Source organism: Sphingomonas sp., from assembly GCF_003248515.1.
Lineage (GTDB): Bacteria > Pseudomonadota > Alphaproteobacteria > Sphingomonadales > Sphingomonadaceae > Sphingomonas_I.
This window is the reverse complement of sequence record NZ_QFOB01000008.1, coordinates 1-18693: the sequence shown is the minus strand read 5'-3', so window position 1 is coordinate 18693 and position 18693 is coordinate 1. Positions and strand designations below refer to the sequence as shown.

The window sequence follows — 18693 nt, the reverse complement described above, 5'->3', positions numbered from 1 at the left end:
CAACGACGACTGCACAGCGGTCGCTGGCTGAGGTTTTCTGGTTATGAACAAATGGCAGTTTGGAATTGAGATTGTCCGGATCTTCAATGAGAAGAAGCGGCCCGACCTCGCTTTTATCGCATTCGTGATATTCGTGGTGCTGGCTTTTACGCCGGCTCTGGTGGCGGCTTTCCTGTTGCTGAAGCAATGATCGCGGGCAGGCGTGCCGCAACGGCGAAATAGCCAGTCGGGCGCGCTAGCCGATCGGCATCACCCAGATCAGCACATTGCCCAGCAGCACCGCAGCGGCAATCAGCATCAATATGCCCCGCCTGCGATCGCGCCGTTTGGCGATGAGCCAGATGCCGCCCCAGGCCAGCGCGAGGCAGGCGAGCATGGCGAGCGAATAAGCGACGGAAGCCGGGATCATATTTGAGACCGCCGGCCGGATATGGGATCCGGGAGGGGAGCGGGATCCGGGATCATGTCAGGGATGAGGAAGGGGCGCGGCGCGAAGGTCGCCACGCCCCTTTCCGGGCTCAATGCTTCTTGTCGCGCCAGATATTCTGGTACGAGCCATAGGCCAGCGCCGTCGCGATCAGCAGGAAGATCACGACCGCGATGCCCGTGCGGTGGCGATTTTCCAGCTTCGGCTCCGCCGTCCACATCAGGAAGGCCGAGACGTCCGTCGCCATCTGATCGATCGTGGCCTTGGTGCCGTCCGCATAGGCGACCTGATCGTCCGCGGCGAGCGGCGGCGGCATCGCGATGTTCAGGTTCGCGAAGGCCGGATTGTAATGCAGCGTTTCCGGCGTCTTGATGTCCGGGAATTTCTTCACGAGATCCGCCGGCTGCTCCTGATAGCTGGTCAGCAGATCGTGCGTGTAATGCGGGCCGCCCTCGCGCGCCTTGGCGATATCCGAAAGATCCGGCGGCAGCGCATTGTTGTTGGCCACGCGCGCCGCCGTATCGTTCGCGAAGGGCGACGGGAAATAGTCGCTCGGGATCGCCTTGCGGGTGGCAGGCTCGCCGGTCTGCTCGTTGATCGAGGGCACCTCCGTCGACCACTGCTTGGCGATCGCCTTCACCTCGGGCTTGGTGAAGCCGATCTCCTCCAGATCGCGGAAGGCGACATGCTTCAGCGAATGGCAGGCCGAGCAGACTTCCTTGTAAACCTGGAAGCCGCGCTGGAGCTGCTGGCGATCATATTTGCCCCACACGGGATTATCGAAGGAGAAGCTGATCTTCTTCTCCTCGCGATGCTCGTGAACATATTGGGCGGCCGTCTCCTCCACCTTCTCGCGAGGCATGACGAAGGCGACGAGCAGCGCCGAGACGAAGGCGAGGCCGGCGAAGAAACCGACGATCCGGACGATCATGTGCCTATTCCCCCCGGCTCAGTGCGCATGGCCGGCGGCGGCCGGCGTCTCGGCGCCTTCCGGCGCTTCTTCGGTCTCGCCCTTCAGCACCGCCTCGGTGATCGAGTTGGGCAGGGGCTTCGGCACCTCGAACATGTTGATGATCGGCACGATGATCAGGAAGTGCGCGAAATAATAGGCCGCCGCCAGCTGGCCGATGCGCACATAGGGCTCCTCCGCCGGGCTCTTGCCGATCCAGCCGAGCACCAGCACGTCCAGCACCAGCACCCAGAAGGCCCATTTATACATCGGCCGGTAGCTGGCCGAACGCACCGGCGACTTGTCCAGCCAGGGCAGGAAGAAGAGCAGGGCGATCGCGCCGAACATGGCGATCACGCCCCACAGCTTCGCCGGCACCCAGAACCAGTTCACCGTGAAGGCGCGCAGAATCGCGTAAAAGGGCCAGAAATACCATTCGGGCACGATGTGCGCGGGCGTCGAAAGCGGGTTGGCCGCGATATAATTGTCGGGATGGCCCAGCGCGTTCGGCGCGAAGAAGGTGAGGCAGGCGAAGACGAGGAAGAACACGCCCGCGCCGAAGCCGTCCTTGGCCGTGTAATAAGGATGGAAGGGCACCGTATCCTGCGGCCCCTTCACCTCCACGCCGGTCGGGTTGTTCGATCCCGGAATGTGCAGCGCCCAGATGTGCAGGATGATGACGCCCGCGATCACGAAGGGCAGCAGATAATGGAGCGAGAAGAAGCGGTTCAGCGCGGCATTGTCCGGCGCGAAGCCGCCCAGCAGCCAGGTGTGGATCGGATCGCCGATCAGCGGCAGTGCCGAGAAGAAGCCGGTGATCACCTGCGCGCCCCAGAAGCTCATCTGCCCCCAGGGAAGCACATAGCCCATGAAGGCGGTCGCCATCATCAGCAGGAAGATGACCACGCCGAGCAGCCACACCATTTCGCGCGGCGCCTTGTACGATCCGTAATAGAGGCCACGGAAGATGTGGATATAGACGACGATGAAGAACATCGAGGCGCCGTTCATGTGCGCGTAGCGCAGCAGCCAGCCCTGGTTCACATCGCGCATGATGCTTTCGACGCTGTTGAAGGCGACGTCGGCATTGGCGGCATAATGCATCGCCAGCACGACGCCGGTGACGATCTGCACGACGAGCGCGAGGCCCGCCAGGACGCCGAAATTCCAGAAATAATTGAGGTTGCGCGGCACCGGATAGCCGGCGCCCACCGCATTATAGACGAGACGCGGCAGCGGCAGGCGGCTGTCCACCCACTTCATCAGCGGGTTCTTCGGCTCGTAATGCTTGGCCCAGGGAAAGCTCATGTTCCTTTATCCCCCCTCAGCCGATCTGCACGACGGTGTCGGACTTGAAGCTGTATTCCGGCACCTGCAGGTTCAGCGGCGCCGGCCCCTTCCGGATGCGCGCGGCCGTATCGTAGACCGATCCGTGGCAGGGGCAGAAATAGCCGCCATATTCGCCACGCGTCTCGCCCTCGCCAGCGCCCAACGGCACGCAGCCGAGATGGGTGCACACGCCGAGCGTGATGAGCCAGTTCTTGTGGCCTTCCTTGGTGCGCTCGGCCAGGGTCTGCGGATCGCGCAGCGTGGCGACCGGCACGGCATCCGCCTCCTGGATTTCCTTCGGCGTCAGGTTGCGGATGAAGACGGGCTGCTTGCGCCACATCGTCTTGATCGCCTGCCCCGCCGTGATCGCCGAGATATCCACCTCGATCGAGGCGAGCGCCAGCACGTCCGCGCTGGGGTTCATCTGGTTGATGAGCGGGAAGACCGCGGCGACCGCACCCACTCCGGCAAAGCTGGCGGCTGCGATGTTCAGGAAATCACGGCGGCGCGGGCCGGCGTCCCCTCCATCTGCTTCCCCGATGAACGGCGAATGCTGATTGGGATCGTCTGACGTCTGCGACATCGCCATTCGCAAAAACCCTCTGCCTGTGCCCCTTTTGCGTCTCCTTGCGGGACGCGGCTTATCTAGCGCTGTAGCCGCCGGATTAGCCATTTGCCAACTGCCTTTGCGGCTTTTGCAGCGGACGTGCAACGATTGCCGCACTTGCAAGGCGGGGAAGCGCGCGGCAAGCGCCGCTGCCATGACGAACCCTGCCTTTCCGATCGATGCCGAACAGGCGCTGGCCCGCGACTGGTTCGAGGCGCTGCGCGATCGCATCTGCGCCGCCTTCGAGGAGATCGAGCGGGAGGCCGGGAGCGACGCCGCCTTCGATTACGCGCCGTGGGATCGCACCGATCCCGATGGCGCACCGGGCGGCGGCGGGGTGCGCGGGCTGATGAAGGGTCGCGTGTTCGAGAAGGTCGGCGTGAACGTCTCCACCGTCGGCGGGCGCTTCGATGGCGAATTCGGCAAGACCATCCACGGCGCGGCCGAGGATCCCCGCTTCTTCGCAACAGGCATCAGCCTCGTCGCGCACATGGCCAATCCGCATGTGCCCGCCGTGCACATGAACACGCGCTTCCTGGCGACCACGAAGCGCTGGTTCGGCGGCGGCGCGGATCTCAATCCCCCGCTCCCGCGCGAGGAGGATACGGCCGATTTCCACGATATCTTCCGCGCCGCATGCGATGCGCATCCCGGGCCGGGCGATTATCCCGCCTACAGGAAATGGGCGGACGATTATTTCTGGATCCCCCACCGCGGCGTGCATCGTGGCGTGGGCGGCATCTTCTTCGATCATCTGGAAGGCGATTTCGAAACCAACTTCGCCTTCGTCCGCGCGGTGGGCGAGGCGTTTCTGGAGATATTTCCGCGAATCGTGCGTCGGCGCATGGGCGAGCCTGCCAGCGACGCGGATCGCGCGGCCCTGCTCGCCTATCGGGGCCGCTATGCCGAATTCAATCTGGTCTATGATCGCGGCACGCTGTTCGGCCTCAAGACGGGCGGGAATGTGGATGCGATCCTGATGAGCCTGCCCCCGGTCGCGACATGGGCCTGATCCCGTGGCGCTGACGCCGGTCGGCGCGGGCGAGCTCGCCGCGATCGTCACCTCGCTGGAAATGCGCGAGCGGCCGAGGCCGCGCCCGCTGCCCTCCACGCCGCTGCGGCTGGCGCGCTGGGCCAGCCCCCAGCCGGCTGCCTATCGCACGCTCTTCACGCGGGTGGGCGCGCCCTGGCTGTGGTTCTCGCGGCTGATGCTGGAGGAAGGGGCGCTCGCCGCGATCATCGGGGATCCGGCGGTGGAAATATATGCCGTCGTCGATCGCGCGGGCGTGGAGCTTGGCATGCTCGAACTGGATTTCCGCATTGCCGGGGAATGCGAGATCGGCTTCTTCGGGCTCGTCGCGGAACTGAACGGCAAGGGGCATGGCCGCTGGCTGATGGCCGAAACGCTGGCGCGCGCCTGGCGGCCGGGCATCGGCCGCGTCTGGGTGCACACCTGCACGCTGGATCATCCCTCTGCCCTGAATTTCTATCGCGCGCAGGGCTTCACCCCCTTTGCCCGCGCGATCGAGATTTTCGCGGATCCGCGCCTGCTGGGCGTGCTCCCGCGCGAGGCCGGCCCGCACGTGCCGCTTCTGGAAGAAGCGCGCGACTAACCCTGCACGCGCTGGCGATAGAAGCAGGCGATCAGCAGGTAGAAGGCGCTCCATTCCATCGCCGAGACGAGCGCGGCGAGCAAGGCAACGAGCGTCTGGCCCAGATCGGGCTGGCCGATCAGGCGGCCGATCAGCAACAGCACCGATCCGAGCGCGACCTGCATCGCCATCGCCACCACCCAGGCGGCAGCGAGGAACAGAACCAGCCCCGCCACCAGCCGCACCAGCTGACCACGATAGAAAGCGAGGCCCTCGCGCAGCGCGGCGACCGGCCCCAGCGAGGTTTCCACGATCAGCGGCATGATAAGCGCGAGATTGACGCCAGCCGCGACCATCCCGACGCAGGTGACCATCACCAGAAGGCCGGCCCCCGCCGGCACCGCGCCGAAGATCAGCCCCAGCACGATCAGCAGCGCGAAGAGGATCGCGAACACCACCAGCGCCGCCCCGATCCAGACCGGCAGGCGGCGCAGCGCCCGCACGATCGCCTCGCCCACGCTGATCCGGGGCAGCAGCAGCAGCGCCTGCAGCGCCATCGCCCCCACGATCGTGACGACGCCCCCCAGAAGAGTGACCGGCATCACCCAGCCCGGCATGGCGAGGCCGAAGGCGCGCATCCCTTCCAGGTCGGACGGCATCTGCAGCATCAGCGGCGCGAGGATCAGGCCGAGGATGAAGGGCGGCAGGGCCAGGAAGGCGAGCGCGACCGGCAGCGCCAGCCGCCATTCGGCCGCGATGAAGCGCTGGAGCGCGCGCAATCCCTGCTCGATCGAAATCTTGTGCACGCGCCGCTCCTGCCGCGATTCGCCGCGAAAAGCGAGCGCCCGCGCAGCGACTTTCTTCCATGGCTTGCCAGCGCGGCCCCGGCGCCACACATCGGCGGCATGATCGCCTGCGACCTCACCGCCCCGGCCCCCGCCGGCCCACCCCCCGGCCCCGCCGTCGAATGGCGCGTCAGCCCCGGCCTCGTCGACTATGCCGATGCGGTCGCGGAGATGGAGGCGCGCGCCGCCGCGATCCGCGAGGGAACCGCGCCGGAGCTGGTCTGGCTGCTGGAACATCCGCCCGTCATCACGGCGGGCACCAGCGCGCCGGCGGAGGAATTGCTCGCGCCCGATCTCTTCCCGGTCCACCGGTCCGGCCGGGGCGGGCGGCACACCTATCACGGGCCGGGCCAGCGCGTGGGCTATGTGATGCTGGATCTGAACGCGCGCGGCCGCGACGTGCGCTGCTATGTCGCCAAGCTGGAGCGGTGGCTGATCGCGTCGCTCGGCCGGCTCGGCGTCGCGGCGCGCACCGCCGAAGGGCGGATCGGCATCTGGACGGACGAGCCCGCCATCGACGGGATCGGCGGCGGCGAGGCCAAGATCGGCGCCATCGGCGTACGCGTGCGCCGGTGGGTCACGCTCCACGGTTTTTCGATCAACGTGGCACCCGATCTCTCCCATTTCGGGGCGATCGTGCCGTGCGGCATTGCGGAACATGGCGTCACCAGCCTCGACCGGCTCGGCGCGAATTCGGGCATGCCCGCGCTGGACGAAGCGCTTCATGCTGAATTTCCAAACTTTCTTTGGAGCTTATCGCAAGTGCGGTAGACTCTTGAGGAGACGTGGCTTTCTGCTAGGATCGCCGCCGATTTGGAAAATGGCAGCCTAAGCCCAGGCCAAATCGCACTAGGGAGTCTGGACTAATGCGCACGATCATCAAGAACACCGTGGCTGTCGCCATGATCGCGGGTGCCGCGCTGGCCGTTTCGGCCTGCGGCAAGACCGAGAACACGAACATCACCGAGACCAACGTCACGGACATGAACACGATGGCGCCGGAAGAAGGCACCATGAACGACATGTCGGGCATGGAAATGGGCAATGAGAGCAACAGCTCGAACATGATGTAAGTCCTGCCCGGACAAGCGTTTCGGGGCTGTCGGGTTCGACCCGGCAGCCCTTTTGATTCCGGCCGGGGCGAAGGCGCGCCGGCTACAAGATTCGCAGGCGAAACGGCATCTTGCTTGCCGCACGCCCCGCTAGGCTGTTTAAGTCGCGTCGGGAGAAGACTTGATGGCAAGGGTTTGGAAAGGGGCGGTTCCCGCGGTGGCGATGGCCTGTCTGGTCGCGACATCGGTGGCGGAGCCCGCATCGGCTTATCTGTTCTGGCGTTCGCCGCAGTTGAAGGGCGAGCCCGTCACGGGCGCCGAGCCCGGCCTGCTCGTGCCGCTGCCGAACGCGACGCCGAAGGAAGTGAGCGCCAATCTTCTGTGGGGGATGCGTGCCGGCCTGAACGTGGCCGCGCTGCAATGCCAGTTCGCGCCGGCCCTGCTCACCGTCGGCAATTACAACAATCTGCTGAAGAACCATTCGGCCGAGCTGCAAAGCGCCTATGAAACGCTGACCGCCTATTTCAAGAGGCAGGCGGCGGGCGGCGCCGCGCCGGCAAAGGGCAAGGGCAAGGCGGCGGCCGCCGCGAAGCCCAAGGGCATTTCCTGGTCCACCGCGCTCGATCAATATTCGACGCGCACCTACAATGGCTTCTCCACCTTCCACGGCCAGATGGAATTTTGCGAAACAGCCTCGTCGATCGGACGCGAGGCGCTTTCCACGCCGCGCGGCAGCCTGCTCTCACTGGCAACATCGCGCATGCGGGAATTCCGCAACAGCCTGAGCCATGCGGGCGACATGGTCTTCGCCTATGGCACGAACAGCATCGTGATGGCGCCGATGCCGGCGATCACCTGCGTCAACAAGCGCGGCAAGCCCATTCCCTGCCAGACCAACTGAGGCGGGCTGGCGGCGGCGCGGGCGGGAAGCTTCCGCCCGCGCCGCCGCCAGCCAGAAGATGTCGTCCCTCGCCCGTCGCCCTGCTCCGGTGAAGGCCGGGGCGGGCAACCCCTTCCTATCGCACCCCGATCATCTTGTGGGTCTGCACCGAAAGCCGCCAGCGCGGATTGGCCAGCACGAAATCGATGCAGGCCTGGCGGGTATCGCCCAGCGATCCGCCCTCGGGCCATTGGCCGCCCAGCGCGGTGCCGTCCATCGGCTGGACGAGCCGGTGCCGGAAATTCCAGCCTTCCAGCATGGCGGGATCAAGGCCCGGCTGCGGCCACACCAGCTTCAATTCGTCGCCCTCGGTCTGCACGATCGTCGTGCCCGCCTTGGGGCTCACGCAGATCCAGTCCACGCCGGCGGGCACGGAGTTTGTCCCGTTCGTCTCGATCGCGATCTCGAAGCCCCGGGCGTGCAGCGCCGCGATCGCGTCCGCATCCAGCTGCAGGGTCGGCTCGCCACCGGTGATGACGGCAAAGGGCCGCGCATCGGCCGCCTCCAGCCCGTCATCCCAGAAAGCGCGGGCGCGATCCGCCAGCGCGGCGGCATCGGCGAAGCGGCCGCCACCCTCCCCGTCGAGCCCCACGAAATCCGTATCGCAGAAGCGGCATTGCGCGTCGGCGCGATCCTCCTCCCGGCCGGACCACAGATTGCAGCCGGCGAAGCGGATGAACACGGCGCGCCGCCCCGCCTGGATGCCCTCACCCTGAAGCGTCAGGAACATCTCCTTCACGGCATAGCTCATGCCGGCGGCGCGCCCGCATAGAGGGTGGGATCGGGCAGGCCGGCCTCGGCAAAGCCCTTCGCCCGGAGGCGGCAGGCATCGCAGGTGCCGCAAGCCTTCGCGCCGTCGTCGGTCGGCACGGGATCGTAGCAGGACCAGCTGATCCCGGCATCCAGCCCCAGCCGCGCCGCCTCGGCCGCGATATCGGCCTTGGTCATGTGCAGCAGCGGCGTCTCGATCCGGAAGCGATCCCCCTCCACGCCAGCCTTGGTGGCGAGATTGGCGAGATCCTGGAAGGCGCGCACGAATTCCGGCCGACAATCAGGGTAGCCGGAATAATCGAGCGCGTTCACGCCGATCCAGATGCTGCGCGCGCCGCACGCCTCGGCGAAGCCCAGAGCCAGGCTCAGGAAGATCGTGTTGCGCGCGGGCACGTAGGTCACGGGAATGCCGCCGGCCGCGCCGCCGTCCAGCCCCACGCCCTCCTTCGGCACGGCGATATCGGCGGTCAGCGCCGATCCGCCGAAGCGGGTGAGATCCAGCGGCAGCACGATGTGGCGCTCCACGCCGATGGCTGCGGCCACGCGCGCCGCCGCCTCCAGTTCCACACGGTGGCGCTGGTTATAGTCGATCGTCAGCGCGCAGACATCGCGCCCGGCCTCGCGCGCAAGGCCGGCCACGACCATCGAATCGAGGCCGCCGGACACCAGCACGACCGCCTTCTCGCGGCCTTCGGAAACATTCGTCGTCATGGCGCGCCACATAGGGGCGAGAGCGGCGCGGCGGAAGAGCGCGCCCGCCTTGCCGCAGGGCGGAAACACGACAGGAGCCGCCGGGAAAAGAAATGGGCCGCTCCCGTGGGGTGGAGCGGCCCAGTACGGGCCACATGGCCCACTAGGGAGGACAGTGCCGGAAGCACTGAGTCGCTTATGCCCCCGTCATGGTAAATAGACGGTGAACATGCCGATCCGGCGCGGCTTCGGAGCGGCCGGACCATCGTCAGGCCGCGCTCGCCTCCAGCGAGAAGCGGCGGGCGCAGAATTCGCAATCGACGTGGATCAGGCCGCTCTCGTCCGCCATCGCCGCCTGCTCCTCGGCCGGGAAGCGGGCGATCACCGAGCGGACATGATCGGGATCGCAGCGGCAGCCCTTAGCCAGCGCGACCGAGGGCAGCACGCGCACCTCATCCTCGTTGAACAGGCGCCACACCAGCGTTTCCAGCGGCAGGGACATATCGGTCAGTTCGCCCGCGCGGACGCTGCCACCCAGCGCCGCGACATGGTCCCATTCCGGATGATCCAGTCGCGTGTGCAGCCGTTCGCGCCCTTCCTCGCCTTCCGGAAGATGCTGGAGCAGCAGGCCCCCGGCGACATGCGCCCCGTCCGGCAGCCGCTCCACGCCGACGCGGACGAGGCTGGGAATCTGCTCCGATTGCGCGAAATAGCTTTCGGCCGCCTCCGCCAGCGATCCCCCCTCCAGCGGCACGATGCCCTGATAGCGCTCGCCCGAGACGGCCTGATCGAAGGTGATCGCCAGATAGCCCTTGCCGAACAGGGCGAAGAGCGAGGGATCGACCGGCAGCTCCGCCAGCCGATCGGGATCGTGGCGCACATAGCCGCGCATCTCGCCGCCCCGGAAATCGCAGACGAGCAGGTCGATCGCGCCGCCCTCCGTCTGCGCCTGCAGGGTCAGCTGCCCGCCCGCATCCTTCAGCGTCGAGCCGAACAGGGCCGCGAGCACGAGCGCCTCCGCCAGCACGCGCTCGATCGCGGGCGGATAGCCGTGCGCGCCGAGGATCGTGTCCAGGGTGGAGCCGAGCCGCGCGATGCGGCCGCGTGCGTGGCGGCCTGGGATCGTGAAGCCCAGCGCCCGATCGGGGGTCGAGATCGTCATGGCGGCCATGTCGGGATGAGGCGGCCGAATGTCCACCCCATGCCCCCGCACCGTGCCGGGGCGACGGCTCACGACCGCGGATGATCGCGCGTCAGATCTTCCCGAAGCACCACAGCAGGATGGCCTTCTGCGCGTGCAGGCGATTTTCCGCCTCGTCCCAGATGGCGGATTTCGGCCCGTCGATCACGGCATCCACCACTTCCTCGCCGCGATGCGCGGGCAGGCAGTGGAGGAACAGGCCATCCGCCTTCGCGCCGGCCATCAGCCCTTCGGTCACCTGATAGGGGGCCATCGCCGCCAGCTTCTGCTCGGCATGGGCCTGCCCCATCGAGATCCACGTATCGGTGACGACCACGTCCGCCCCGGCCACCGCCTCGTCGGGATCGCGCGTCAGGATCGGCGGATGATTGCCCACGCGGCGCGCCTGATCGACGATCTCCGGATCGGGATCATAGCCTTCCGGGGTCGCCGCCGCGACGTCGAAGCCCAGCAGGCTGCCCGCCTCGATGATCGAGTGCAGCACATTGTTGCCGTCGCCCAGCCACGCCCAGCGGCTGCCCTCCACCGGCCCGCGCCGCTCGATGAAGGTGAGCAGATCGGCCATGATCTGGCAGGGATGGCTCCGGTCGGTCAGCCCGTTGATCACCGGGATGCTCGCCTCTTCGGCCAGCTCCACCACCTTGGCGTGATCGTCCGTGCGGATCATGATCGCGTCGACATAGCGCGACAGCACCCTGGCGGTGTCGCTCACCGTCTCGCCCCGGCCGAGCTGGGTAGAGCCGGCCTCCATGATGATCGTCGATCCGCCGAGCTGGCGCATCGCCATGTCGAACGAGACGCGGGTGCGCGTGCTGTTCTTCTCGAAGATCATCGCCAGCGTATGGCCGGCGAGCGGCGCATCTGCATCCGCCTGCCCCTTCGGCCAGCCCGAGCGCGCCTCCTTGCGGCGCTGCGCCTCGGCGAGGATCGCACGCAGCCCTTCCGGCCCGGCGTCGGCAAGATCGAGAAAGGAACGGGTCATCTTGGCATCTCTCTCTCTCCGTTCGCTTCGAGCGAAGCTTCGAGCCTGCCGAAAACCGAGGCCGAGAATCTTTCTCGACGGACGCTTCTCGATTTCGCTCGAAGCTGCTCGAACCGGGCGGGTGGGGAATGGTGAGCGTTACGCCGCCTCCGGCACCGGAAAGCTCCGCGCACCGGCGGAAAGCTTCTCGACACATTCGGCGATGTGGCTGTCGTTGATGTTGAGCGGCGGCAGGATGCGCACGACATTGTCGCCGCCCGCAACCGTCAGCAGCCCGTGATTGTCGCGCAGATGGCCCACGAAGGCGCGCGCCTCCGCACCGGGCTTCAGCTTGATGCCCAGCATCAGCCCGATCCCGCGCACTTCCTGGAAAAGGTGATCGTGATTCGGGATCAGCTGCTCCAGCGCGCCGCGCATCCGATCGCCCACGGCGCGCACATTGGCGAGGAATTCGTCGGTGCCGACGATATCCAGCACCGCCTGCCCCACCGCCATCGCCAGCGGATTGCCGCCATAGGTGGATCCGTGCGTGCCGATCACCATGCCCCTGGCCGCCTTTTCGGTGGCGAGACAGGCGCCGAGCGGGAAGCCCGCGCCGATCCCCTTGGCCACCGCCATGATGTCCGGCTCGATCCCGTAATGCTCATAGGCGAAGAAGGCGCCCGTGCGCCCATAGCCGCACTGCACCTCGTCGAGGATCAGCAGCAGGCCATGCTCGTCGCACAGCTGGCGCAGGCCCTTCAGGAATTCCGGCGTGGCCGCCAGGATGCCGCCTTCACCCTGCACCGTTTCCAGCATGAAGCCGGCCGCATCGGGGCCGATCGCCGCCTTCGCCGCTTCCAGATCGTTGAAAGGCAGCACGGTGAAGCCCGGCACCAGCGGCTCGAAGCCGTCGCGCATCTTCGGCTGGTCGGTGGCGGAGATCGCCCCCATCGTCCGCCCGTGGAAGGCGTTGGAGAAGGTGATGATCCGGTGCCGCTCGGGATGACCGTCGGCATAATGATAGCGGCGCGCCGTCTTGATCGCGCATTCCACCGCCTCGGTGCCCGAATTGGTGAAGAAGAGGGTGTCGGCGAAGGTCTTGGCGAGCAAAGCCTCGGCGAATTTCTCGCCCAGCGGCATGCCGTAGAGGTTGGAGATGTGCATCAGCGTCGCCGCCTGATCGGCGATCGCCTTCACCACCGCCGGATGGCTGTGGCCCAGGATATTGACGGCGATGCCCGCCGCCATGTCGAGATAGGCTTCGCCGCGCTCGCCATAGAGATAGGCCCCCTCGCCGCGAACCGGACGCACGCCACACCGCGGGTAAACGGGCATCAGCGGCGTGATAGTCATCGACGTGCTCCTCACTATGACGGAAATTGGGACAGAAACGCGAACCGGGCTCCGGAAACGACAAAAGGCGGCCCATCGGGCCGCCGGAGCGCGCGCCTATAGAGAGCGCAAGCGACAGGCGCAATCGGTTAGAGGAAAAGGGCGCCCCCACGGGCCTCGCGGGCACCGCGCTGAAACTCCCGCCGGACGCAACCTCCCCCAAGAGGATCGGCTCAGCGCAGGCCCGGGCGCCACATCGATTTGGAAGCCTTCACCAGTTGCGGCTGGGGATTGCCCGTGACGGGCTTGCGCGCGAGCTTGGGATCGATCTCGCGATCGAAGGCGATGCCCACCTTGCCGCCCGCCGTCCACGCGATCCGGCCGGAAACCGCGCCGATCCCACGCAGATCAGCCTCGACCGCCTCGTCACGCGAGAAGCTGGTCGCGCATTCCGCCATCATCCCGCCGCTCGAAAGATTGCGCACCTTGACCGGAATGTCCGCGCCGCCCGGGCGACGAATCATGGCGAGCAGGAACATGCTATCGCGCGGCGCGGCGCGAAGATGCGCAAATCGCTCTTCCTCGCTCACGTCCATGCCGCTCACTGGCGCGTCCACACTCTGCCTCGATGAATCCACTGCACGGCAGGGTTAGCGCAAGGTGACTGAAATCCGGTTAACGAGGCTGCCATAATTTCGGCGGCCGGCGGTCAGTCGTCGCGCGAAACCTTTTCCTGCCGCTCGTGGCGCTCCTGCGCCTCGACCGTCATGGTCGCCACGGGGCGCGCCTCAAGGCGCGCGAGCGAGATCGGCTCGCCGGTCACCTCGCAATAGCCATATTCGCCCTCGTCGATGCGGCGCAGCGCGGCATCGATCTTGGAGATCAGCTTGCGCTGGCGATCGCGTGTGCGCAGCTCGATCGACCAGTCGGTCTCGCTCGAGGCGCGATCGGTCACGTCCGGCTCGCGCAGCGGCTCGATCTGAAGCTGGTTCAGCGTCTCGCGCGATTCGCGCAGGATCGCGTCCTTCCAGTCGAGCAGCTTGCCGCGGAAATAGGCCTGCTGGAGCTCATTCATGAAAGGCTCGTCAGGCGAGGGCCGATAATCTCGCGGTAGATTGATCTCTCTGCCGGAGCCCCGGCCGTCTACGTCGTCCGCCACACTCGCCATGCCGCTCTTCCAACCCGACGGGCAGGACGAAAATCCGGCCCGTCCCCCGTCCCGTGCCGGGCCTATAGACACCGGGCGGCATGCCGACAAGCTGCCTGAATCAACGGGGCGCCGCGGTCTCCCGCGGCGCCCCTGCATTTCCGGCCGTGCGCGCTCCCGATCAGGAAGCGCTGTCGGTGGGCTTGGCGCCGCCGGCCGCCTTGGCCGCCGCATCGAACTGCGCCGGGCTCATCGCGATGACGAGGCCGCCCTCACCCTTGGCGAACGAGGCCTTGGGCAACTTGGCCATGGCCGTATCGGAGGCCACGGTAATGCCATCGGCCCCCACTTCCTTCACGGTGCCGACCTTGGCGCCCGAAGGATCGCTCACGAGCGCGCCGACCGTGATCTCCACGGGCGCGCTGCTCGCCTGCGCCACCTTCGATTCGATATCGGCCTTCGTCATGCCGAAAACGAGGGCGTTCGGCCCCTTGGCGAAGGACGAGACCGGCACGGAAACCTTGGCTACGCCGGTCGAAAGGACGGCGTTGCCGTTGGCGATCGATTCGATCGTACCGACATCGGCGCCCGCCGTATCGACCACCTTCGCGCCGGCGACGACGCCCGCACCGGGAGCTGCGGCCGGTGCTGGTGCGGCCGTGGCGGCGCCGGCCGCCTCCGGAGCGGTCTGCGCCAGAGCCGGCGTGGCAATCAGCGCGACGCCAGTCATCAAAACAAACATACGGGACATGGCTATTCTCCTGATGATTTCGTCAATGAAACAGATAATGTCCACTACAGGTTCCCGAGAGTCGGAATGCGACGACCCGTGGCATCAGGGCGATGACTGCCCCTGTTCACAATGGAGAAATATCTCAACTACCATCGTTGATTCCATTCCCCCGGATAATCCAGGGGATGCGCCCCGCAAGATCGTCGGGAAATTCGAAAGATCATCGCGTCTCGAATTTTGATCGACAATGCTTGAACAGGATCTCTGGCAGACTGTTCGACAGGATGAGCATGGGGAGCTGGCGGGCGAGACTCTCCGTACAGTCCCCGCGCCTTTCCGGTTCGCAATCCGGTCCGCTTGGCACTCGCAAGGGTTGCGTGCCTTCCATGGCCCGGCCATAGCCCGGCCATGCACGACATACGCGTCATCCGCGACGATCCGGCGGCCTTCGATCAGGGCCTCGCGCGCCGGGGGCTCGGCCCCGCGGCAGCCGGCCTGCTCCAGCTCGACGAGCGCCGCCGCGCCTTGCTCACCGAGGTCCAGACTCTCCAGGCCCGCCGGAACGAGGCTTCGAAGGCGATCGGCGCCGCCAAGGCGCGGAAGGACGAGGAGACGGCCGCCGCGCTGATGGCGGAGGTGGCCGCGATCAAGGATCGCACCGCAGCCCTCGATCATGAGAGCGGCCATGCCCAGTCCGAGCTGGATGCGGCGCTGGCCGCGCTTCCCAACATCCCCGTGGCCGATGTGCCGGCGGGTGAGGATGAGGACGGCAATGTCGAGCAGTCGCGCTGGGGCAACCCGCGCGAATTCGGCTTCGCGCCGAAGGATCATGCTGATCTGGGGCCGCCGCTCGGCCTGGATTTCGAGGCCGGCGCCGCCATTTCCGGCGCGCGCTTCACCGTGCTGCGCGGGGCGATGGCCCGGCTGCATCGCGCGCTCGGCCACTATATGCTCGATACGCAGAGCGGCACGAACGGTTATGTCGAGACCGCGCCGCCCCTTCTGGTGCGCGACGAGGCGGTGTTCGGCACGGGCCAGCTGCCCAAATTCGCCGAGGATCTGTTCCGCACCACGGATGGCCGCTGGCTGATCCCCACCGCCGAGGTAAGCCTCACCAATCTCGTGCGTGAGCAGATCCTGCCCGCGGGCGCCCTTCCCACGCGCCTCGCCGCGCTCACGCCCTGCTTCCGATCGGAAGCGGGCGCCGCAGGGCGCGACACGCGCGGCCTGATCCGCCAGCACCAGTTCGAGAAGGTCGAGCTTGTCGTGATCGCGCATCCCGACGAATCGGATGCCGAGCATGAGCGGATGACGCGCGCGGCCGAGGGCATTCTGGAGGCGCTGGAGCTGCCCTATCGCCGGATGCTGCTCTGCTCGGGCGACATGGGCTTCACCGCGCGCAAGACCTTCGATCTGGAGGTCTGGCTGCCCGGCCAGCAGCGATATCGCGAAATTTCGTCCTGCTCCAACTGCGGCGATTTCCAGGCGCGGCGCATGGATGCGCGCTTCCGCCCCGAAGGCGAGAAGGGCACGCAGTTCGTCCACACGCTCAACGGCTCCGGCCTGGCGGTCGGCCGCACGCTGGTCGCCGTGCTCGAAAATTATCAGGAGGAGGACGGCTCCGTCACGGTGCCCGCCGTATTGCGGCCCTATATGGGCGGGCTCGATCGGCTGACGGCCGCCTGATGCGCATCCTCGTCACCAATGATGACGGGCTCGGCGCCAAGGGCATCGCGTTGCTGGAGCGGATCGCGCTGACGCTGACCGACGATGTCATCGTCGTGGCGCCTGCGGACGAACAGTCCGGCAAGGGCCGTTCGCTCACGCTCACCGCGCCGCTGCGGATGCGCAGTTATGATGCGCGCCACCATGCCGTCCATGGCACGCCCACCGATGCGGTCATCATGGCGCTGGGCGAGGTGATGAAGGATAGTCCGCCCGATCTCGTTCTTTCGGGCATCAATCGCGGCGCCAATCTGGCCGAGGATGTCAGCTATTCGGGCACCGTCTCGGCCGCGATGGAAGGCGCGCTCGCCGGCATCCCCGCCATCGCGCTCAGTCAGATCTATCCCCGCCGGGGGATGGGCGACGCCGTCACGTTCGAGGCGGCCGAGGGCTGGTGCGCGCGCGTGCTGGATCGGCTGATCGGCATGGAATGGACTCCGCGCACGCTCATCAACGTCAATTTCCCGCCCATCCCGTCGGAGGATGTGAAAGGCATCAAGGTCGTCCGCCAGGGCCTGCGCGACTGGTCGAAGCCGCGTCTGGAACATGGCCTGGATCCGCGCGGCTACAGCTATTGGTGGATGCATCACGGCCTCACCCCGCGCACGCCCGGCGCGGACACCGATCTGGAGGCTTCCGCGCAGGGTTATGTGACGGTCACGCCGCTGCATCTGGATCTCACCCACGATCCGTCCAAGGCGGCGCTGGAAGCACGCTTCGGGTGAAGCCGGTCGCGCCCTGGGCGGCCCTGAGCCTCACGCTCGCGCTGCCCGCGGCCGCCGCCCCGCCGCCCTCGCCCCCCGCCGAGGAAACGCCGCCCACCACGCCCGATGCGATGGAGGTGGCGGCGCAGACCTATGTAGTGAAGGCGGGAGACACGCTCTCGCGCGTCGCCACGAAAACGGGCGCTGCCTTCATGGCGATCGCGCGCGCGAACGGGATCGAAAGGCCCTTCATCGTGCGGCCGGGGCAGAAGCTGAAGATCCCGGCGGGCCGCTACCATCTCGTGCGCAAGGGCGAGCGCGGCATCGCGATCGCGCGCGCTTATGGCGTGGACTGGAGCCGCATCGCGGAGATCAACCACCTGGAGGAGCCCTTCCTGCTGCGCGCGGGCGAACGCCTGCTGATCCCCAGCACGCGCGAGGTGGCGGACATGTCGATGGAGGAGCGTGCGAAAGCCTTCCACATCGATATCGACGATCTCGCCACCGGCAACGAGCCCGCGCTCGCGCCGAGGGCGAAGCCTGCCCCGCCGGTGCGGACGGCCGCCCGGCCTGTCCCGCCCAGCGTGCCGGTGGCGGAGCCCGCCCAGACCTTCTCGGGCAAGTTCGTCTGGCCGGTCGTGGGATCAATCATGCGTCGCTATGGCCTCCAGCCCTCCGGCGCGCGCAACGATGGCGTCAATATCCGCGCGAAGATGGGCGAGACGGTGCGCGCCGCCGCCGACGGGGTGGTCGCCTATGCCGGCGATCTCGCCGCCTTCGGCAAGCTCGTGCTGATCCGCCATGGCGGCGGCTGGCTCACCGCCTATGGCCATGCCGATTCGCTGCTGGTGACGCGCGGCCAGGCCGTGAAACAGGGCCAGCCGATCGCGAAAGCCGGCGCCACCGGCTCCGCGCGCGAACCCCAACTCCATTTCGAGATTCGCGACGGCCGCAAGCCCGTCAACCCGATGGACTGGCTGCCCAAGCTCCGCTGATCGATGCGCCGCTGCTATGCGGCCAGCATCGTCGCCCTCTGTGCGCGCCTAGAAGCGCCGCGCCGCGCCACGAAAGCGCCTCGCCACCAGGCCGAAGAGGCGCAGCAGGCCGAAGGCGAGACCGAACAGGGCCAGCGGCCACAGCACCATCATCAGAAGGCCGAGGAAATAGAAGCTGCCGGCGCCCACCTGCTTCTGCACCGCCCAGTAGAGAGGCTCGGCGATCACGTAGATCGAGAACCACGTCGCCACGAACACCACGGCGATCAGCACGACTGCCACGATCCACAGAAGCAGCAGGATCAGCCCGTCCTTCACCCCCCGGCCCAGTTGCATCAGGCGCGCGCGCCCTGGGCCACCGTGGCCGAATTGGATCGGAGAGCGGTGAGGACGGTTTCGACCATGGCGTCTGCGTCGAGGCGGGCCTCGGCATATTGGCGGTCGGGCTTGTCGTGGTCCTGGAATGTATCGGGCAGGCGCAGGGTGCGCAGCTTGAGGCCGGCATCGATCAGGCCCTCGTCGGAAGCGAGCGTCAGCACATGCGCGCCGAGGCCACCGACCGCGCCCTCCTCCACCGTGATCGCCACTTCGTGCGTGGCCAGCAGCCGGCGGATCAGATCGCTGTCCAGCGGCTTGGCGAAGCGCAGGTCCGCCACCGTCGTCGAAAGCCCCTGCGCCTCCAGCCTGTCC

General features: G+C 67.0%; 24 protein-coding genes. 9 read left to right on the top strand and 15 right to left on the bottom strand.

All coding sequences use genetic code 11. The features are described 5' to 3' along the window. Nucleotides 1–43: 43 nt before the first annotated feature. The gene (locus DI605_RS13920) at nt 44–190 is read left to right on the top strand and encodes a hypothetical protein (RefSeq protein ID WP_293974982.1); all 147 of its coding nucleotides are present in this window, start codon (nt 44–46) and stop codon (nt 188–190) included. A gap of 45 nt (nt 191–235) precedes the next feature. Here DI605_RS13920 and DI605_RS13915 read toward each other — a convergent pair whose 3' ends face one another. The 4 genes from DI605_RS13915 to petA all read right to left on the bottom strand — a co-directional run bounded on the left by DI605_RS13915 (nt 236) and on the right by petA (nt 3288). Further along, nucleotides 236–409, bottom strand: a complete 174-nt coding sequence (locus DI605_RS13915) for a hypothetical protein (protein ID WP_293974980.1) — start codon at nt 407–409, stop codon at nt 236–238. A gap of 109 nt (nt 410–518) precedes the next feature. Next, nucleotides 519–1355, bottom strand: coding sequence for a cytochrome c1 (locus DI605_RS13910; protein ID WP_293975318.1), 837 nt, complete (start codon nt 1353–1355; stop codon nt 519–521). A gap of 21 nt (nt 1356–1376) precedes the next feature. Then, the gene (locus tag DI605_RS13905) at nt 1377–2684 is read right to left on the bottom strand and encodes a cytochrome b/b6 (RefSeq protein ID WP_293974977.1); all 1308 of its coding nucleotides are present in this window, start codon (nt 2682–2684) and stop codon (nt 1377–1379) included. 16 nt (nt 2685–2700) lie between these two features. Then, nucleotides 2701–3288 carry a ubiquinol-cytochrome c reductase iron-sulfur subunit gene (petA, locus tag DI605_RS13900; RefSeq protein ID WP_293975315.1) on the bottom strand — a complete coding sequence of 196 codons (588 nt, stop codon included), beginning with the start codon at nt 3286–3288 and terminating at the stop codon, nt 2701–2703. Nucleotides 3289–3466: 178 nt separating this feature from the next. Here petA and hemF point away from each other — a divergent pair, with 178 nt between their 5' ends. Beyond that, nucleotides 3467–4324 carry an oxygen-dependent coproporphyrinogen oxidase gene (gene hemF, locus DI605_RS13895; RefSeq protein WP_293974974.1) on the top strand — a complete coding sequence of 286 codons (858 nt, stop codon included), beginning with the start codon at nt 3467–3469 and terminating at the stop codon, nt 4322–4324. A gap of 4 nt (nt 4325–4328) precedes the next feature. After that, nucleotides 4329–4925 carry an N-acetyltransferase gene (locus tag DI605_RS13890; RefSeq protein ID WP_293974971.1) on the top strand — a complete coding sequence of 199 codons (597 nt, stop codon included), beginning with the start codon at nt 4329–4331 and terminating at the stop codon, nt 4923–4925. Here the strand turns inward: DI605_RS13890 and DI605_RS13885 are convergent. After that, a complete protein-coding gene (locus tag DI605_RS13885; RefSeq protein WP_293974968.1) occupies nt 4922–5710 on the bottom strand; it encodes a hypothetical protein in 789 nt (262 codons plus the stop codon). The genes DI605_RS13890 and DI605_RS13885 overlap by 4 nt on opposite strands. 99 nt (nt 5711–5809) lie before the next feature. Between DI605_RS13885 and lipB the strand changes: the two genes are divergently transcribed. The 3 genes from lipB to DI605_RS13870 all read left to right on the top strand — a co-directional run bounded on the left by lipB (nt 5810) and on the right by DI605_RS13870 (nt 7702). Next, nucleotides 5810–6520 carry a lipoyl(octanoyl) transferase LipB gene (gene lipB / locus DI605_RS13880; protein ID WP_293974965.1) on the top strand — a complete coding sequence of 237 codons (711 nt, stop codon included), beginning with the start codon at nt 5810–5812 and terminating at the stop codon, nt 6518–6520. 95 nt (nt 6521–6615) lie between these two features. Beyond that, on the top strand, nt 6616–6822 hold the full coding sequence (locus DI605_RS13875; protein WP_293974962.1) for a hypothetical protein: 207 nt from the start codon (nt 6616–6618) through the stop codon (nt 6820–6822). Between the two features lie 202 nt (nt 6823–7024). After that, on the top strand, nt 7025–7702 hold the full coding sequence (locus DI605_RS13870) for a hypothetical protein (protein ID WP_293975312.1): 678 nt from the start codon (nt 7025–7027) through the stop codon (nt 7700–7702). A 115-nt stretch (nt 7703–7817) separates the two neighbouring features. On the opposite strand, the gene queE is transcribed toward DI605_RS13870, so the two are convergent. From queE to DI605_RS13830, 8 genes are all read right to left on the bottom strand, one after another. Further along, nucleotides 7818–8492 (bottom strand): 7-carboxy-7-deazaguanine synthase, encoded by a 675-nt coding sequence (queE, locus tag DI605_RS13865; RefSeq protein WP_293974960.1) that lies wholly within the window; start codon nt 8490–8492, stop codon nt 7818–7820. Beyond that, a complete protein-coding gene (gene queC / locus DI605_RS13860; RefSeq protein WP_293974958.1) occupies nt 8489–9223 on the bottom strand; it encodes a 7-cyano-7-deazaguanine synthase QueC in 735 nt (244 codons plus the stop codon). Before queC ends, queE begins: the two co-directional genes overlap by 4 nt. Before the next feature lie 247 nt (nt 9224–9470). Then, nucleotides 9471–10364: an Hsp33 family molecular chaperone HslO gene (locus tag DI605_RS13855; protein ID WP_293974956.1), complete on the bottom strand. Its 894-nt coding sequence runs from the start codon at nt 10362–10364 to the stop codon at nt 9471–9473. Nucleotides 10365–10455: 91 nt separating this feature from the next. Continuing rightward, entirely contained in the window at nt 10456–11385 is a 930-nt protein-coding gene (gene argF, locus DI605_RS13850; protein ID WP_293974953.1) for an ornithine carbamoyltransferase, read from the bottom strand. Between the two features lie 138 nt (nt 11386–11523). Next, complete coding sequence (locus tag DI605_RS13845) at nt 11524–12720, bottom strand: aspartate aminotransferase family protein (protein ID WP_293974950.1); 1197 nt, start codon at nt 12718–12720, stop codon at nt 11524–11526. 212 nt (nt 12721–12932) lie between these two features. Further along, on the bottom strand, nt 12933–13316 hold the full coding sequence (locus DI605_RS13840; protein WP_293974947.1) for a PilZ domain-containing protein: 384 nt from the start codon (nt 13314–13316) through the stop codon (nt 12933–12935). A gap of 92 nt (nt 13317–13408) precedes the next feature. Continuing rightward, entirely contained in the window at nt 13409–13867 is a 459-nt protein-coding gene (gene dksA / locus DI605_RS13835; RefSeq protein ID WP_293974944.1) for an RNA polymerase-binding protein DksA, read from the bottom strand. Between the two features lie 160 nt (nt 13868–14027). Then, nucleotides 14028–14597: a hypothetical protein gene (locus DI605_RS13830; protein ID WP_293974941.1), complete on the bottom strand. Its 570-nt coding sequence runs from the start codon at nt 14595–14597 to the stop codon at nt 14028–14030. 390 nt (nt 14598–14987) lie between these two features. Between DI605_RS13830 and serS the strand changes: the two genes are divergently transcribed. The 3 genes from serS to DI605_RS13815 are packed head-to-tail and all read left to right on the top strand — an operon-like array spanning nt 14988 to nt 18003. Further along, nucleotides 14988–16265, top strand: coding sequence for a serine--tRNA ligase (gene serS / locus DI605_RS13825; RefSeq protein WP_293974938.1), 1278 nt, complete (start codon nt 14988–14990; stop codon nt 16263–16265). Continuing rightward, on the top strand, nt 16265–17029 hold the full coding sequence (gene surE / locus DI605_RS13820) for a 5'/3'-nucleotidase SurE (protein WP_293974936.1): 765 nt from the start codon (nt 16265–16267) through the stop codon (nt 17027–17029). Before serS ends, surE begins: the two co-directional genes overlap by 1 nt. After that, nucleotides 17026–18003: a peptidoglycan DD-metalloendopeptidase family protein gene (locus tag DI605_RS13815; RefSeq protein WP_293974934.1), complete on the top strand. Its 978-nt coding sequence runs from the start codon at nt 17026–17028 to the stop codon at nt 18001–18003. The genes surE and DI605_RS13815 overlap by 4 nt, the downstream gene beginning before the upstream one ends. A 48-nt stretch (nt 18004–18051) precedes the next feature. On the opposite strand, the gene DI605_RS13810 is transcribed toward DI605_RS13815, so the two are convergent. Next, entirely contained in the window at nt 18052–18339 is a 288-nt protein-coding gene (locus DI605_RS13810) for a hypothetical protein (RefSeq protein ID WP_293974931.1), read from the bottom strand. Continuing rightward, nucleotides 18339–18693 (bottom strand): transketolase C-terminal domain-containing protein (locus DI605_RS13805; protein WP_293974929.1); only part of this gene is annotated, 355 nt, incomplete at its 5' end. The genes DI605_RS13810 and DI605_RS13805, both read right to left, overlap by 1 nt.

Excerpts from the sequence above, each read along its gene's own strand:
- petA (WP_293975315.1), bottom strand. The coding sequence starts at position 3,288 with ATGTCGCAGACGTCAGACGATCCCAATCAGCATTCGCCGTTCATCGGG.
- hemF (WP_293974974.1), top strand. The coding sequence starts at position 3,467 with ATGACGAACCCTGCCTTTCCGATCGATGCCGAACAGGCGCTGGCCCGC.
- DI605_RS13905 (WP_293974977.1), bottom strand. The coding sequence starts at position 2,684 with ATGAGCTTTCCCTGGGCCAAGCATTACGAGCCGAAGAACCCGCTGATG.
- DI605_RS13855 (WP_293974956.1), bottom strand. The coding sequence starts at position 10,364 with ATGACGATCTCGACCCCCGATCGGGCGCTGGGCTTCACGATCCCAGGC.
- surE (WP_293974936.1), top strand. The coding sequence starts at position 16,265 with ATGCGCATCCTCGTCACCAATGATGACGGGCTCGGCGCCAAGGGCATC.
- DI605_RS13830 (WP_293974941.1), bottom strand. The coding sequence starts at position 14,597 with ATGTCCCGTATGTTTGTTTTGATGACTGGCGTCGCGCTGATTGCCACG.
- DI605_RS13810 (WP_293974931.1), bottom strand. The coding sequence starts at position 18,339 with ATGCAACTGGGCCGGGGGGTGAAGGACGGGCTGATCCTGCTGCTTCTG.
- DI605_RS13870 (WP_293975312.1), top strand. The coding sequence starts at position 7,025 with ATGGCCTGTCTGGTCGCGACATCGGTGGCGGAGCCCGCATCGGCTTAT.
- serS (WP_293974938.1), top strand. The coding sequence starts at position 14,988 with ATGCACGACATACGCGTCATCCGCGACGATCCGGCGGCCTTCGATCAG.
- DI605_RS13845 (WP_293974950.1), bottom strand. The coding sequence starts at position 12,720 with ATGACTATCACGCCGCTGATGCCCGTTTACCCGCGGTGTGGCGTGCGT.
- queE (WP_293974960.1), bottom strand. The coding sequence starts at position 8,492 with ATGAGCTATGCCGTGAAGGAGATGTTCCTGACGCTTCAGGGTGAGGGC.
- queC (WP_293974958.1), bottom strand. The coding sequence starts at position 9,223 with ATGACGACGAATGTTTCCGAAGGCCGCGAGAAGGCGGTCGTGCTGGTG.
- DI605_RS13915 (WP_293974980.1), bottom strand. The coding sequence starts at position 409 with ATGATCCCGGCTTCCGTCGCTTATTCGCTCGCCATGCTCGCCTGCCTC.
- lipB (WP_293974965.1), top strand. The coding sequence starts at position 5,810 with ATGATCGCCTGCGACCTCACCGCCCCGGCCCCCGCCGGCCCACCCCCC.
- DI605_RS13875 (WP_293974962.1), top strand. The coding sequence starts at position 6,616 with ATGCGCACGATCATCAAGAACACCGTGGCTGTCGCCATGATCGCGGGT.
- DI605_RS13920 (WP_293974982.1), top strand. The coding sequence starts at position 44 with ATGAACAAATGGCAGTTTGGAATTGAGATTGTCCGGATCTTCAATGAG.
- dksA (WP_293974944.1), bottom strand. The coding sequence starts at position 13,867 with ATGGCGAGTGTGGCGGACGACGTAGACGGCCGGGGCTCCGGCAGAGAG.
- argF (WP_293974953.1), bottom strand. The coding sequence starts at position 11,385 with ATGACCCGTTCCTTTCTCGATCTTGCCGACGCCGGGCCGGAAGGGCTG.